This is a genomic window from Kribbella aluminosa (assembly GCF_017876295.1).
Taxonomy (GTDB): Bacteria; Actinomycetota; Actinomycetes; order Propionibacteriales; family Kribbellaceae; genus Kribbella; species Kribbella aluminosa.
This window is the reverse complement of sequence record NZ_JAGINT010000002.1, coordinates 4206620-4220833: the sequence shown is the minus strand read 5'-3', so window position 1 is coordinate 4220833 and position 14214 is coordinate 4206620. Positions and strand designations below refer to the sequence as shown.

At 70.9% G+C, this 14214-nt stretch carries 10 protein-coding genes, 1 pseudogene and 2 riboswitches; all 11 genes and pseudogenes read right to left on the bottom strand.

Going from position 1 to position 14214, the window contains the following annotated elements; translation table 11 throughout:
• Positions 1-5: 5 nt before the first annotated feature.
• The 11 genes and pseudogenes from JOF29_RS41130 to cobN all read right to left on the bottom strand — a co-directional run bounded on the left by JOF29_RS41130 (position 6) and on the right by cobN (position 14066).
• Entirely contained in the window at positions 6-836 is an 831-nt protein-coding gene (locus tag JOF29_RS41130; RefSeq protein WP_209699694.1) for a putative RNA methyltransferase, read from the bottom strand.
• A gap of 5 nt (positions 837-841) precedes the next feature.
• Positions 842-1723: an ABC transporter permease gene (locus JOF29_RS41125; RefSeq protein WP_209699693.1), complete on the bottom strand. Its 882-nt coding sequence runs from the start codon at positions 1721-1723 to the stop codon at positions 842-844.
• Positions 1710-2645 carry an ABC transporter ATP-binding protein gene (locus JOF29_RS41120; protein WP_209699692.1) on the bottom strand — a complete coding sequence of 312 codons (936 nt, stop codon included), beginning with the start codon at positions 2643-2645 and terminating at the stop codon, positions 1710-1712. Before JOF29_RS41120 ends, JOF29_RS41125 begins: the two co-directional genes overlap by 14 nt.
• A 23-nt stretch (positions 2646-2668) precedes the next feature.
• Entirely contained in the window at positions 2669-3751 is a 1083-nt protein-coding gene (locus JOF29_RS41115; protein ID WP_307863966.1) for a LolA family protein, read from the bottom strand.
• 168 nt (positions 3752-3919) lie between these two features.
• Positions 3920-5275: a 5,6-dimethylbenzimidazole synthase gene (gene bluB, locus JOF29_RS41110; protein ID WP_209699691.1), complete on the bottom strand. Its 1356-nt coding sequence runs from the start codon at positions 5273-5275 to the stop codon at positions 3920-3922.
• Positions 5272-6618 (bottom strand): cobyrinic acid a,c-diamide synthase CobB, encoded by a 1347-nt coding sequence (locus JOF29_RS41105; protein WP_307863965.1) that lies wholly within the window; start codon positions 6616-6618, stop codon positions 5272-5274. The genes bluB and JOF29_RS41105 overlap by 4 nt, the downstream gene beginning before the upstream one ends.
• The gene (gene cobO / locus JOF29_RS41100; RefSeq protein WP_209699690.1) at positions 6612-7226 is read right to left on the bottom strand and encodes a cob(I)yrinic acid a,c-diamide adenosyltransferase; all 615 of its coding nucleotides are present in this window, start codon (positions 7224-7226) and stop codon (positions 6612-6614) included. The genes JOF29_RS41105 and cobO overlap by 7 nt, the downstream gene beginning before the upstream one ends.
• A gap of 1 nt (position 7227) precedes the next feature.
• The gene (locus tag JOF29_RS44220) at positions 7228-7884 is read right to left on the bottom strand and encodes a vWA domain-containing protein (protein WP_307863964.1); all 657 of its coding nucleotides are present in this window, start codon (positions 7882-7884) and stop codon (positions 7228-7230) included.
• 370 nt (positions 7885-8254) lie between these two features.
• Positions 8255-9229: pseudogene (locus tag JOF29_RS44215) on the bottom strand (magnesium chelatase ATPase subunit I); the annotation flags it as partial.
• A gap of 64 nt (positions 9230-9293) precedes the next feature.
• Positions 9294-9417, bottom strand: a riboswitch (cobalamin riboswitch).
• A gap of 125 nt (positions 9418-9542) precedes the next feature.
• Positions 9543-10307, bottom strand: coding sequence for a 5'/3'-nucleotidase SurE (gene surE, locus JOF29_RS41090; protein ID WP_209699689.1), 765 nt, complete (start codon positions 10305-10307; stop codon positions 9543-9545).
• A 12-nt stretch (positions 10308-10319) separates the two neighbouring features.
• Entirely contained in the window at positions 10320-14066 is a 3747-nt protein-coding gene (gene cobN / locus JOF29_RS41085) for a cobaltochelatase subunit CobN (protein ID WP_307863963.1), read from the bottom strand.
• Positions 14067-14099: 33 nt separating this feature from the next.
• Positions 14100-14213, bottom strand: a riboswitch (cobalamin riboswitch).
• Position 14214: the final 1 nt, after the last annotated feature.

Sequence of the window (14214 nt, the reverse complement as noted above, 5' to 3'; positions counted from 1 at the left end):
TGCTGTCAGTACGGCTCCCACGTCGACAGCGTGACCGACAGCGTGACGATGCTCGGCTCCGGCAGCAGCGCGATCCGCTGCAGGAGCTCGCGGTAGTTCAGGTGCCGGGCGCTCGGCGTCATCAGCACCAACTGCTCCACGGCCGTCCGGTCCAGGGGCATGACCTCCTCGACCACCTCGCTGCCGGTCCGCGTGAACTCCCCGTTCAGCGAGTCCTCGAGGCGGCGTTCCTTGTCCTCGTCGACGCTGACCATTCCGAGTACGTCGACCAGTTCGGCGAGATGCTGCTGGTTCGGCGTGACGACGAGCAGCCGGCCGCCCGGCGCGAGTACGCGCGCCATCTCCCGGGCGTTGCGGGGCGCGAACACGTTCAGCAGCAGCTGCGCGGAGCCGTCGACGAGCGGCAATTCGCGCCACGCGTCGCACACCACGGAGGCGATCCGCGGATCGACCTTCGAGGCCCGGCGGGCGGCGTACTTCGACACGTCCAGGGCGACACCGCGCCGATGCTCCGACAGGCCGAGGACGCCGGACAGGTAGTACGCCGTACCGGCGCCGACCTCGACCACCAGGTCGTCGTCGCCCAGGTCGGCCGCGAGGATCAGTGCGTCCCGGATCGGTGCGTAGTGGCCGGTGCCGAGGAAGACCGTACGGGCGCCGACCATCGCGGCCGAGTCGCCCTCGATACCGTTCGACGCCGCGGGCAGCAGGTTCAGGTACCCCTGCTTGGCCAGGTCGTATGTGTGCCCGTGCGAGCACCGCGCCGTACGGTCAGACAGGGCGAGCGAATCCGCACAGACCGGGCAGCGAAGTACGGCGACGAGGTCGGCTTCCACCCGGCTTAGGTTATGTCGCGGCTCGTGATGCGTGCCCAGGCGGCCGCGTAGAAGACCACGACGTACCCGGCCTGGAGCAGCAGGTTGCGGATGATGTCGTGGTAGTACGGCGGATCTCGGAGCAGGTCGGCGAACGACTGCCAGTGGTAGATCAGCAGCCACGGGTGGATCGCGTGCAGCTGCGGGATCGCGGTCAGGATCCCAAGGATGACGAACGCGCCGAACGTCGCCGCCATCGCGGCCAGCGGCGTCGAGGTCAGCGACGACACGAACAGACCGATCGCGGCCAGCCCGAGCAGCGACAGCGCGACCAGCACGGCAATCCCCAGCGCGCGGACCAGGCCGTCGCCGAGCGAGACGGTCGAACCGGACAGCAGCAGCACGTCACCGACCGGGAACAGCACGAACCCGACGATCAGGCCGGAGATCCAGATCACCATCGTCGCGACCAGGCAGAACACCGAGAGCGCGACCATCTTGGCGGCGAGCAGCCGGGACCGCCCGGCCGGCGCGGTGAGCATGGTGCGGAGGGTGCCGAGGCTGGCCTCGCCGGCCAGCGACTCGCCGGAGACCACGGTCACCGCGGTCGGCAGGAAGAACGGCATCGACAGGCCGAGGCTGCCGACGATCAGGAACAGCCCGTTGCCGGCGATCTGCCCGAGGAACCCGTCGGTGCCGCCGTCGGTGCCGGAGACCTTGATCGCGATCCCGATCAGCAACGGGACCGCGGCCAGCACACCGAGCCCGACCAGGGTCCGCGCCCGGCCGAACACCAGCCGCAGCTCGGACCCGAACAACGCCAGCGTGTGCCGCCCGGCGCTGGGCACCACGGCAGCCTCAGCTGCCTCAGCAGCCTTGACGTCGGCGGTCGCTTCACTCGGCGACATCGAAACCCTCCCCGGTGAGTGCCACGAACGCGTCCTCCAGGCTCGGGCGTTCCAGGCCGAAGCCGTGGATCCGGACGTCGGCGGCGACCAGGGCGGCCGCGAACTTCTCGATCGGGAGCTCGCCGGGGTCGCCCTCGACGGTCTCCTCGGTGGTCTTCAGGTCCGTGACACCGAGACCCTGCAGCGTGTCGGCCGCCTGGGTGAGATCCGGAGTACGGACGACCAGCCGGGGACGGAGCTCGGCGCGCAGATCCGCGACGGTGGACTGCCGGACCAGCTTGCCGCGGCTCATCACCGCGGCGTGCGTACAGACCTGCTGGACCTCGTCCAGCAGGTGCGTCGACGTGAACACCGTCGTACCGTCGTTGGCCAGCTCACGGATCAGGTGCCGGACCTCACGGGTGCCCTGCGGGTCCAGGCCGTTCGTCGGCTCGTCCAGCACCAGCAGCTCGCGGCGCTGCATCAGCGCGACCGCGATCGCGAGCCGCTGCCGCATACCGAGCGAGTACGCGCGGACCTTCTTGCCGGACGCGTTCGACAGACCGACCCGCTCCAGCGCCTCCCCTGCGCGCGCCTTGCGGGTCTTCGGGTCTGCCGTCCGGTCCGCGGCGTCGAAGCGCAGCAGGTTCGCCTGACCGGTCCAGAACGGGTAGAACGCCGGGCCTTCGACCAGCGCGCCGACCCGCGGCAGCACCCGCAGGTGCGCCTTCGGCATCGGCTCGCCGAGCAGCTCGACCGACCCGGACGTCGGGGCGATCAGGCCGAGCAGCATCCGGATCGTGGTGGTCTTCCCCGACCCGTTCGGGCCGAGGAAGCCGTACACGCTACCGGCCGGCACCTCCAGGTCGACCGCGTCGACCGCGATCTGTCCGCTGCGGAACCGTTTGGTCAACCCGTGGGTGACGACCGGCGCGCTCGCCATCTCGCTGCTCAGCGTCTCGTCGTTCAGCGCGGGGCCTTGGCCGCGGCGGCCTGCAGGGTGTCCGGAGTGACCAGACCGGCGAAGACCCGGCCGTCGTCGGTGATCAGCACACTCACCATCTTGCTGGTCAGCACCTTGCCCTTACCCCACGAGCCCTGCACGGTCGGCGCCTTCGCGAGCAACTGCGCGAGCTGGCCGTTCCCGGTCAGGCCGGCGGTCTGCGCGCCACCCTTGAACATCACGACGCTGTCCCAGCCCGTACCGATCACGGTCGGCTTGTCGGCCGGCGTACCGGACTTGCGGGGAAGGACGCCGCTCGGCGGCTCGACCTGCTTCGGCGCGATCTGCTTCGGGGTGACCTTGGACGGCACCTTCTGGTCGGTGACCTTGACACCCTTCGGCGGGGTGAACGTGAAGGTGCTCGCGGACGGTACGGCGAACGACACCGAGGTGAAGCCGAGCTCGACCGCCGGGCTGCCGCCGCTGCGCGGCATCACGGTCACGTCCAGCGGGACCCAGGTCTTCGAGTCGATCGCCAGCGTCACCGAACCGACCGTCGTCTTGTCGGTCTTCGGCACCAGGCGGAGCTTGTACGCGTCCCGGCCGGCGACCTTCTCGGTGCCGCTGACCTGGACCGTGGTGGTCGGGTCGATCGCGGCCAGGAACTGCTTGGCCACGGTCTGCGGGTTGTAGTTCTCCGGTGCCGTCTTCTCAGGCTTGGCGCTCTGGTGCGCGGGCAGCGTCAGCTTGGTCGCCTCGCGGTTGCCCGAGTCGTACGCCCACGCGGACGTGCCGTCGGTCGTCCAGACCCGCTCGGCCTGGTTGTCGAGCACCGACACCCGGGCCTTGTCCGGGCTCGCGAACGCGACCCGCGCGGTGTGCTGGCCGCTGAGCATCTGGGTGATCTGGCTGGTGGTGCTGTTGCCGCCGCGGTCGCCCATCCCCGGGATCGCCGGCAGCCCGAGATCCGCGGTCGAGCTGACCATGCCGCTCAAGCCGTCCACCTTCGCGGACTGCACCTTGGTGAGCAGATCCTGTGCGGTGATACTCGGCAGCTTCGGCGAGGCGTCCGCGACCACCGGACCGAGTGCCCCTACCGCTGCCACCACTGCAACCGCCGTGACCGGAACCAACCATCGTCTGTTGCGCTGCGCTACGCCCATGCATACAGCCTCGCACCGTGTGCCGACGGAACCAAGGCCCCTCCGGGCAGGTTCACCCGAAAGAGTGAGTCCCACGTACGACCCTGGTAGTACGTGGGACTCAGAAACGTCTCAGCGGGACACTTTCAGGCCACACGCGGACGCGCCGAGCGTGAGCCCTTCCGCCAGGGCCTTCGCCGTCGCCGAGTCGGTTGCCAGGTGTACGTCGAGGTGGCCGGCGCCCTGGAGAGCGAGGTCGCGGGCGATTTCCACGCCGTACTCCTCGGCTTCCGCGGGGGTGCGCGCCGGGCGCCACAGTACGCCGAAGTTGTGGTCCGGCTTGGTGGTGCCGAGATCGACGACCAAGGACTCGGGCTGCTCGAGGTGGGCTACGTTCCCGCCGACGATGACGTGGATGCGTTGGCCGGTTGTGCGTACTGCGTTCTGTGCGGCGTGCAGGGCGTCGTCGACGATCGAGGTGTCGCGGCGGCCCCATTGTTCGTGGTGGATCGCCCAGGACAGCGGGCGGCGTTCGGCCCAGCCGGAGCGGACGAGCTCGGGGGCCGGGGCGAACTCGTCGACGTACCCGACGCAGAGGTAGCCGATCAGCTCGAGGTGGGGCGGGAGGCCGAGTACTTCCGCGACCTCCTGCGGACCGAAGAACGAGACCCAGCCGACGCCGAGTCCTTCGGCGCGGGCGGCGAGCCAGAGGTTCTGGATCGCGATCGCGGCCGAGAACCAGGTGGTGCGCGGATCCGCGTGCCGGCCGAGGACGTGCCGGCCGCCGCGACCCGGGTCGCAGGTCACCGCGATGTTCAACGGGGTGTCGAGGATCGCCTCGATCTTCAGCCCGTCGAACGCCTGCCGCCGCTGCTCCGGAAGCGATCGCGCGAACGCGTCCCGCTGCCGCGTCGCCAGGTCGTGCACCTTCCGCCGGGTCGCGACGTCCCGGATCAGCAGAAAGTCCCACGGCTGACTGAGCCCAACACTCGGCGCCCGGTGCGCCGCCTCCAGCACCCGCGTCAGCACCGTGCCGTCGATCGGCACCTCCAGGAACCCCCGCCGAACATCCCGCCGCTCCGCGATCACCCGATGCACGGCGCCGCGATCCCGCGCCCCATAACCAGGCGCACCACGCCCGCGGCCGACGGCGACGGTTGTGTTGGAGGTTTTGTGCTTCGGGACGAGGAGTTCGGCACCGGTTGCCTGTACTGCGGCTTCGGCCACGCTGGGGGTGCCCTTCAGGTGGGCGACCTGGTCGCTCGGGGTCGGGGCGGGCTGATCGGCCAGCTCGTCTTTGGTGAAGGTACGCAGCTCCACGTCGAGGTGGTCGGCCAGTTGTCGCAGGGCGGGCTCGGACTCGCGGCCTGCGAGCGTGACGAGTAGGCGGATCTCGCCGGGCAGGTCCTTCACGGCGGCCGCGACGGCGTCGGCGAGTTCGGCGTACGGCGTACCGGATCGGAGGCCCACTCCGACGACGAGGCTCATCCGGCGTACTCGCGGGCGGCAGCGACGAACCTGGCCGGCACGTCGGGAGTGGCGGTCCAGTGCAGGTGCAGGTACGACGCGTGCACCTGCGGGAGCGTGACGCCTTCGACACCGCCGGGGAGGTGCCAGGCGGGACGTATGTCGTGGTCGAGCTCGACCGTGGTGCGGTGGAACTCGTGGCCGCGGACCCGGCGGCCCTCGTCGAAGAACGCGGTCGTGGTGGCGGCGACCGCCGTACGGTAGCCGAGCGTCAGACGGGGCGTCATGGTGGCGGTGGCGGGGAGTACGCCGGTCATTGTGTGACCGTCCAACTCGCGGCACAGGTACAACAACCCGGCGCATTCGGCAATCACCGGCAGTCCGCTCGCCACCGCGGCTGCTACCTGGCGGCGCAGCTCGGCATTCGCGGACAGGCCCTCGGCGTGCAGCTCGGGGAAACCACCACCGAGGTACAGTCCAGCAGTTGCTTCAGGCAACTTGTCTGTCAGTGGGTCGAAGGTCACCACCTCGGCACCGGCAGCAGTCAGCAGCTCGGTCGTCTCCGTGTAGTGGAAGGAGAAGACCGGACCACCTGCAACGGCAACCACCGGCCGCCGTCCTGCCGACGACGTGGTCTCGGTGCTTGGGGTCCAGGGGGTTGTTTCCGTGGGTTGGGCGGCGTGAGCTGCCGCTACGACTGCCTGGAGGTCTACGCCTTGGTGGACGAGTTCCGCTGCGGCGGCTACTGCTTTCTCCGCTTGGGTTTGCTGTTCGTTGGCAGGTACGAGGCCGAGGTGGCGGCTGGGGACTGTCAGACGGGTGTCCCGGCGGAGGACACCCAGGACCGGTACCCCGGTGGGAGCGACACCGGCTCGTACTTCGGCATCGTGACGGTCGGAGCCGACCTTGTTCAGGATGACGCCGACGATGCGTACGGCGGTGTCGTAGGCAACGAAACCCTGGACGACGGCGCCGACGCTGCGTCCGGCCGCAGACGCGTCCACCACGAGGATCACGGGTGCCTCGAGAAGTTTCGCGACGTGGGCGGTGGACGAGAAACCGTCCGTCCCGAGCGCACCGTCGTACAGGCCCATGACGCCCTCGACGACGGCCAGGTCCGCGCCGGCGGAGCCGTGGGCGAACAGCGGCGCGACGCGTTCCTCCCCGGACAGCATCGGGTCGAGGTTGCGGCCCGGCCGACCGGTAGCGATCGCGTGGAACCCGGGATCGATGTAGTCCGGCCCGACCTTGAACCCGGCGACCGTATGCCCGGCCCGCCGCAGCGCGGCCATCAGCCCGACCGCGACCGTCGTCTTCCCGGCACCGGACGACGGCGCGGCCACCACCACCCGCGGGATCACCACTCGATGCCCTTCTGACCCTTCTGGCCGGTGTCCATCGGGTGCTTGAGCTTGGTCATCTCGGCGGCGAGGTCCGCGGCCGCCAGCAGTTTCGGATCCGCGTCCCGGCCGGTGATCACGACGTACTGATGCCCCGGCCGCCCGGTCAGTGTCTCGACCACCTCGTCGACGTCGACCCAGCCCCACTTCATCGGGTACGTGAACTCGTCCAGCACGTAGAGGTCGTGCGTCTCCGCGGCCAGCCGGCGCTGGATCTCGCGCCAGCCCTCGAGCGCGTCGGCGGCGTGGTCCTCCTCGGTGCCGGCCTTGCGGGACCAGCTCCAGCCCTCGCCCATCTTGTGCCACTCGACCGGCCCGCCCTGCCCGGTCGACGCGTGCAGTTCGCCGAGCGCCTTGAACGCGGTCTCCTCGCCGACCTTCCACTTGGCGCTCTTGACGAACTGGAAGACCCCGAGGTTCCAGCCCTGGTTCCAGGCCCGGAGCGCCATCCCGAACGCGGCGGTCGACTTCCCCTTCATCTCGCCGGTGTGCACCATCAGCAGCGGGCGGTTGCGGCGCTGCCGGGTGGTCAGGCCGTCGTCCGGTACCGCGGCCGGTTGCCCCTTCGGCATCTCAGGCCACCTTCCGTTCGGTGACCGTCCGGATGAGGTTGCCGGCGGCAACGTCTCCGAGGTCGAGGTACTCCGCTCCGAGATCCCCGGCGAGCTCCGCGGCGAGGCCGAGCCGGATGCCGCGGCGCGGTTCGCAGTCGACCACGACGGTGGCGATCCCGCGCTGCGCGAGGTGGCCGGCCGCCTGCCGGGCACGGCCGAACGCGTTGTCGCCGTACGTCGCGCGGCCGTCGGTGACGAGGACCAGGAGCGGGCGCCGGCGCGGGTCCCGGACGGCGGCGATCCGCAGTACGTCGGCGGCCTGCAGGAGGCCTTCGGCGAGTGGGGTACGACCGCCGGTGGGGAGGGATTCGAGCCGCCGTACGGCGGTCTCGACGCTGCCCGTCGGCGGGAGCGCGACGGTCGCGGCGGGGCCGGCGAAGGTGACGAGGCCGACGGTGTCGCGGCGCTGGTACGCGTCGAGCAGGAGCGAGACGATCGCGGTCTTCACCTCGCCCATCCGCTTCTTGGTCCCCATCGAGCCGGACGCGTCGACGCAGAACAGGACGAGGTTCCCTTCGCGTCCTTCGCGGACCGCCAGCCGTACGTCGTCCGCCCGCACCACCAGCCCGGGGCCACTGCGCCCTCGAACTTTCTGGTACGGCGCCGCACTCCGCACCGTCCCCAACACATGCGGCCGCCCCGCCTCACGCCCGACCCGGGCCCCGCTCCCCCACAACCCGCCCCACCTCGGTCAGCGCCCTCGACCGCCGCCCAGCCACTCCGGCCCCGGCAGTCTGCACACTCAACAACCGCGCCTTGTAGGGCTCGGAACTGCCCGCGACGTTACCGCTGGGCGCGGGACCTGGGACTGCGTCCTCCCCATCAGGGGACGATGGAGTGGAAGCGGCCGATTCATCCGTTTCGGGGCTCTCCGCCGGCGCGTCACCTCCTCCGGATCCGTCCGGGCCACCTGGGGTTGGGTCGTCGTCCGGGTCTTCCGGTGGGGTGCTGTTGTTGATGGCTTCTTCCAGCTGATCCTGGTCGAGGCCGGGAGCGTCGAACGGGTTCCGGCGGCGGCGGTGCGGGAGGGCCAGCTTGGCGGCGGCCCGGACGTCCTCGACCTCGACGACCGTACGCCCCGACCAGGCGGCGTGCGCCACCGCCGTACGAGCGGTGACCAGGTCCGCGCGCATCCCGTCCACGTCGAACGACGCGCAGATCTCCGCGATCTGTCGCAGTGCCGCGTCGGTCAGGATCACCTCGGTCAGCAGGTCGCGCGCCTTCACGATGCGTTCGGCCAGCTCCCGCTGCGGGCCGTCGTACCGCGCCACGAACGCGTCGGGATCCGCCTCGTACCCGAGCCGCGCCCGCATCACCTCGACCCGCACCGCAGGATCCCGGCTGGCGACCACGTCGACGGTCAGCCCGAACCGGTCCAGCAGCTGCGGCCGCAGCTCCCCCTCCTCCGGGTTCATCGTGCCGACCAGCACGAACCGCGCCGGATGCGTGACCGACACCCCGTCCCGCTCCACGGTCGCCCGGCCCATCGCGGCGGCGTCCAGCAGTACGTCGACCAGGTGGTCGTGCAGCAGGTTCACCTCGTCGACGTACAGCAACCCGCGATGCGCGGCCGCCAGCAGCCCCGGCTCGTACGCCGTGATGCCCTCCGCGAGCGCCTTCTCCAGGTGCAGCGACCCGAGCACCCGGTCCTCGGTCGCCCCGACCGGCAACTCCACCAACCGCGCCGCCCGCGGCTCCCCGTCCCCGGTGTGCGGCCCGTCCGGGCAGGTCGGGTCGGGACGGCCGGGGTCACAGGAGAAGCGGCAGCCAGGTACGACGTCCACCGGCGGCAGGATCTCGGTCAGCGCCCGGACCGCGGTCGATTTCGCCGTACCCTTCTCGCCGCGGATCAGCACCCCGCCGATCGCCGGCGAGATCGCGGCCAGGGCCAGGGCGAGCTGGAGCTCGTCCATCCCGACGACCGCGGTGAAAGGAAAGGAGTTCGCAACTGCAGCCCGCATCGGCGGCCCTTTCGTCGAGCGGGTGTCCACGCCCGCTACGGCTGGTACGCCGTACCGCGAGACCGCGACCCGGCGGACGGCCGCGGATGCCCTGGCTTCCGGGACCTTCTTCACGCAGGCCCTGGTCACAGTGGCGGGACCGCCCCGGACTCTCACCGGGTTCCACCACAACCGTCGGCCCGATCATGGCACACCCGTCCACCCCACAGCGCACCCCGCCCAGCTGTCGCCACGGATCCACACGCAGACACAACTCAACTGGAGGACGATTTCCCGCTGTCCCGGGGCGGGTTCTGCCTGCGTGGGGATCCGCCTAGGACGACCGCCCGGTCATCCGCTTCGCGAGGGCGGTGGCGGCGGCGTCGTCGGGGACCTCGCGGATGCCGACGATCGGGGTGACTGTGACGAATCCCTCGGCCAGCAGGGCCTCGTCGGTGCCGGGGACGGGCGGGGTGCCGGGGCGTTCGATCGCGACCATCGGCTCACCGGTCGGGGCCTTGGTGCCGACCAGCCGGGTGCGCTGCGGGACGGCGAGGGACGCGTGCCGGACACCGGCCAGCTGGTCCAGCGGGCGGTCGGGCACGTTGATCGTCAGGACCGTGCCGACGGGCTCCTCGGCGATCCAGCCGAGGGCCTCACCGGCGACCGTCGCCGCGGTCGGCCAGTGCGCCGGGTCGTCGGAGTCGATGCTGACGGCAACCGCCGACAGTCCCATCCCGGCCGCGGTCAGCGCCGCCGCGACGGTGCCGGAGTGGAAGATCGGTACGCCGATGTTCAGCCCGCGGTTGATCCCGGACAGCACCAGGTCCGGCGCCGGGCCGAACGCGCCGACGCAGGCCAGCGTGACCGCGAGCGCCGGCGTCCCCTCGATACCGGTGAACGTGACGCCGTGCTCCTCGTCGGACACCGTCCGGATCGGCCGCCCGACCATCCGGGCACGGGCCGAGCCGACCCCGCTCTCGTCGAGCAGCGGCGCGACCACGAGTACGTCGTACCCGAGCTCGGCGATCGCCGGCGCGAGAGCCCGGATCCCGGGTGCGAGGTAACCGTCGTCGTTGGTGATCAATACCCGTGCCATGCGTCGACCCAATCAGCCGCGGTCCTCGATGTCACCCTCCGTCTCAAGTACCGCGTTCCGCAGCGTCTCCAGCGCTTCGTCCGACGGTTCCGCCCACAGCCCCCGCTGCGCCGCCTCCAGCAGCCGTTCCGCGATGCCGTGCCGGGCCCACGGGTTCGACTTCCGGAAGAACTCCGCCATCTCCGGGTCCGCGACGTACTCGGTGGTCAGCGACTCGTACATCCAGTCGTCCACCACGCCCGCGGTCGCGTCGTACCCGAACAGGTAGTCCACGGTCGCCGCCATCTCGAACGCGCCCTTGTACCCGTGCCGGCGCATCGCCGCCATCCACCGCGGGTTCACCACCCGCGCGCGGAACACCCGCTTCGCCTCTTCCTCCAGCGTCCGCGTCCGCACCTGCGCGGGGACGGCCGAGTCGCCGACGTACGCCTTCGGGTTCGCGCCGGTCAGGTGCCGGACCATCGCGATCATGCCGCCGTGGTACTGGAAGTAGTCGTCGGAGTCCATGATGTCGTGCTCGCGGGTGTCGGCGTTCTTGGCCGCGACCTGGATCCGGGCGTACGCGCGCTCCATCGAGCCGCGGGCCTCGGCGCCGTCGAGGTCCTTGCCGTACGCGTACCCGCCCCAGACGGCGTACACCTCGGCGAGCTCCGCGTCGGTCCGCCAGTTCCGGGCGTCGACGAGCGGCAGCAGACCGGCGCCGTACGAGCCCGGCCTGGAGCCGAACACGCGAGCCGTCGCCTGCCGTACGTCGTTGCCCGCAGCAACATCTTCGGCGACGTGTGCCTTCAGGAAGTTGCCGTCCGCCGGCTCGTCCAGCGCCGCCACCGTCCGGACCGCTTCGTCGAGGAGTGCGACGACGTGCGGGAACGCGTCCCGGAAGAACCCGGAGATCCGGATCGTCACGTCGATCCGCGGCCGCCCGAGCTCTTCCAGGCTCACCACCTCGAAGCTGGTCACCCGCCGCGACGCCTCGTCCCACACCGGCCGGCAGCCGAGCAGCCACAACACCTCGGCGAGGTCGTCACCCTGCGTCCGCATGGCCGACGTACCCCAGATGGTCAGGCCGACGGACCGGGGGTACTCCCCCGTCTCCGCCTGGTGCCGGGCAAGCAACGAGTCAGCGAGCGCCACGCCCACGTCCCAGGCGTTCCGGCTGGGAATCGCCTTCGGGTCGACCGCGTAGAAGTTCCGCCCGGTAGGCAGCACATTCACCAGCCCGCGGGTAGGCGACCCCGACGGCCCAGCCTCCACGAACCGCCCGTCCAGCGCCCGCAACACGTTGGCCACCTCGTCCCCCGTCCGCGCCAACCGCGGCACAACCTCCTCAGCAGCAAACCGCAAGGACGCCACCACCCCGCCCAACCCACCCGCGCGAGACTCTCCCGTGTTTTCTTCCTCCCAGTCGCGGGCCAACACCTCGCTGACGACAACTGGAACCTTCGTCGCGTCCCAGCCGACCGTCTCCATCCCGACGACCAGCTTCCGCGCCAGCGCCTCCAGCAGGTCGACCCCGTCGGCCCCGCTCACAGCAGGCAGGTCGGCAAGAGCCGCGAGATCGGCAAGCTCAGCTGCCGCTCCCGGGTTGTCGAGCAAAGCAGCCTCATCGACTCCGAAGGCTTCCCCGAGCGCCGCCCGCAGCCCCGGAATGGAGTACGAACCGCCCCACAGCTGCCGTGCCCGCAGTATCGCGAGCACCAGGTTCACCCGCGCCTCGCCGGCCGGTGCACCGCCGAGGATGTGCAACCCGTCCCGGATCTGCACATCCTTGATCTCGCACAGGTACCCGTCCAGATGCAGGACGAACTCGTCGAACTCGTCGTCCGCCGGCTTGTCCGACGTGTGCAGGTCGTGGTGCAACTGCGCCGCCTGGATCAGCGTCCAGATCTGCGCCCGCAACGTCGGCACCTTCTCCGGGTCGAGCGCCGACACCGTCGCGTACTCGTCCAGCAGGTACTCCAGCTTCGCCATGTCGCCGTACGTCTCGGCCCGCGCCATCGGTGGCACCAGGTGATCGACGACCGTCGCATGCGCCCGCCGCTTCGCCTGTGTCCCCTCGCCGGGATCGTTGACGATGAACGGGTACACCATCGGCAGGTTCCCGAGCACCGCGTCCGGAGCACAGTCGGCGGCCATCCCGATCCCCTTGCCCGGCAGCCATTCCAGCGTCCCGTGCTTGCCGAGGTGTACGACGGCGTGTGCCCCGAAGCCGCCCTCCTCCGGCGAAGCCTCCAGCCACCGGTACGCCGCCAGGTAGTGGTGCGACGGCGCCATGTCCGGGTCGTGGTAGATCGCCACCGGATTCTCCCCGAACCCCCGCGGCGGCTGGATCATCAGCACCACGTTCCCGAACCGCAACGCGGCCAGCGCGATCGCCGGCTCGGCGCCCGACCGGTCGACGTACAGCTCACCGGGCGCCGCACCCCAGGCCCCGATCATTGCCGCCTGCAACGATTCCGGCGTCCGCCCGAACCATTGCGCATAGGTCGAGAGCGGCACCTTCGCGACCGCGGTCTCCAACTGCTCGTCGGTCAGCCAGTCGACGTCGTGCCCGCCCGCGGCGATCAGCCGGTGGATCAACCCGTCCGCCCCGTCAGCACCCTGGAGCTCGCTCAGATCGAGCCCGCCGAGGTCGTACCCGGCTGCCTCGAGCTCGCCGAGCAGCACGACCGCCGAGGCCGGGGTGTCGAGCCCGACCGCGTTCCCGATCCGCGCATGCTTCGTCGGGTACGACGAGAGCACCAGCGCGAGCCGCTTCCCGGCCGGCGGTACGTGCCGCAACCGCGCATGCGCGACCGCGATCCCCGCGAGCCGCGCACACCGCTCCGCGTCCGGCGCGTACCGCGCGAGCCCGTCGGCGTCGTACGACTTGAACGAGAACGGCACCGAGATCAGCCGCCCGTCGAACTCCGGGATCGCGACCTGCGTCGCCGCGTCCAGCGGACTCACCGCCGCGTCGCTGTCCAGCCACTGCTCACGGGTCGAGGTCAGCGCGAGCCCCTGGATCAACGGGATGTCGAGCGACGCGAGCGCACCCGCGTCCCACGCGTCGTCCGCACCGCCGGCGCTCGCGTTCGCCGCCACCGATCCGCCCGCGGCGAGCAGCGTGGTCACGAGTACGTCGCACTTCCGGAGCACGTCGAACAGCCCGGCGTTCTCGTCGCTCGTCGCATCGAGCCCGCGCAGCGTCCCGCAGTACACGGGCAACGGCTGTGCCCCGGCGTCCGCGACCGCGGCGGCCAGGGTGTCCACGAACGCGGTGTTCCCGGAGATCTCGTGCGCGCGGTAGTACACGATGCCGACCACGGGCCGGCCGTCCTCGACGTACGTCCCACGGACGCCGTACGCCGGGAGCGCGCGGGGCGGCTCGAACTCGTCGCCGGTCAGCAGCAGCGTGTCGCGCAGGAACCCGGCCAGGTTGCGGAGGTTGTCCGCACCGCCCTCGCGGAGGTACGCGAGCGCCTCGGTCACCGCACCGGCCGGCACAGTCGACAGCGACATCAGCTCGGCGTCCGGCGCCGCCTCACCACTGACGACGACGGCGGGCTTCCCGGAGGCGAGCACCGCGTCGAGCCCGTCCTCCCAGGCCCGCCGCCCACCGAGCAGCCGCACCACAACGACCTCAGCCGCGTCGAGCAACACACCCAGCTCGGTCAGCGCCAGCCTCGCCGGGTTGGCGACCTTCCAGCCGGCACCTGCCTCAGCCGCAGCCAGCAGGTCGGTATCAGCAGTAGACAGCAGCAGAAGATTCGCAGCCACGCGCACAGTCCTTCCCGGGGTATCCACGCCCCAGCTACAGGTACGACGGCGGCAGTTCCTGACTCCCCCAGAACACAGGGTCACAGTGGCGGGACCGCCCCGGACTCACACCGGGTTCCTGCTGATGCCGTCGGTTGACGCTGCTGAC

Bases quoted from the DNA above. Each gene is read 5' to 3' on its own strand.
- surE (WP_209699689.1), bottom strand. From the start codon at position 10,307: ATGGCACGGGTATTGATCACCAACGACGACGGTTACCTCGCACCCGGG.
- JOF29_RS41120 (WP_209699692.1), bottom strand. From the start codon at position 2,645: ATGGCGAGCGCGCCGGTCGTCACCCACGGGTTGACCAAACGGTTCCGC.
- bluB (WP_209699691.1), bottom strand. From the start codon at position 5,275: ATGAGCCTCGTCGTCGGAGTGGGCCTCCGATCCGGTACGCCGTACGCC.
- cobO (WP_209699690.1), bottom strand. From the start codon at position 7,226: ATGCCGAAGGGGCAACCGGCCGCGGTACCGGACGACGGCCTGACCACC.
- JOF29_RS41125 (WP_209699693.1), bottom strand. From the start codon at position 1,723: ATGTCGCCGAGTGAAGCGACCGCCGACGTCAAGGCTGCTGAGGCAGCT.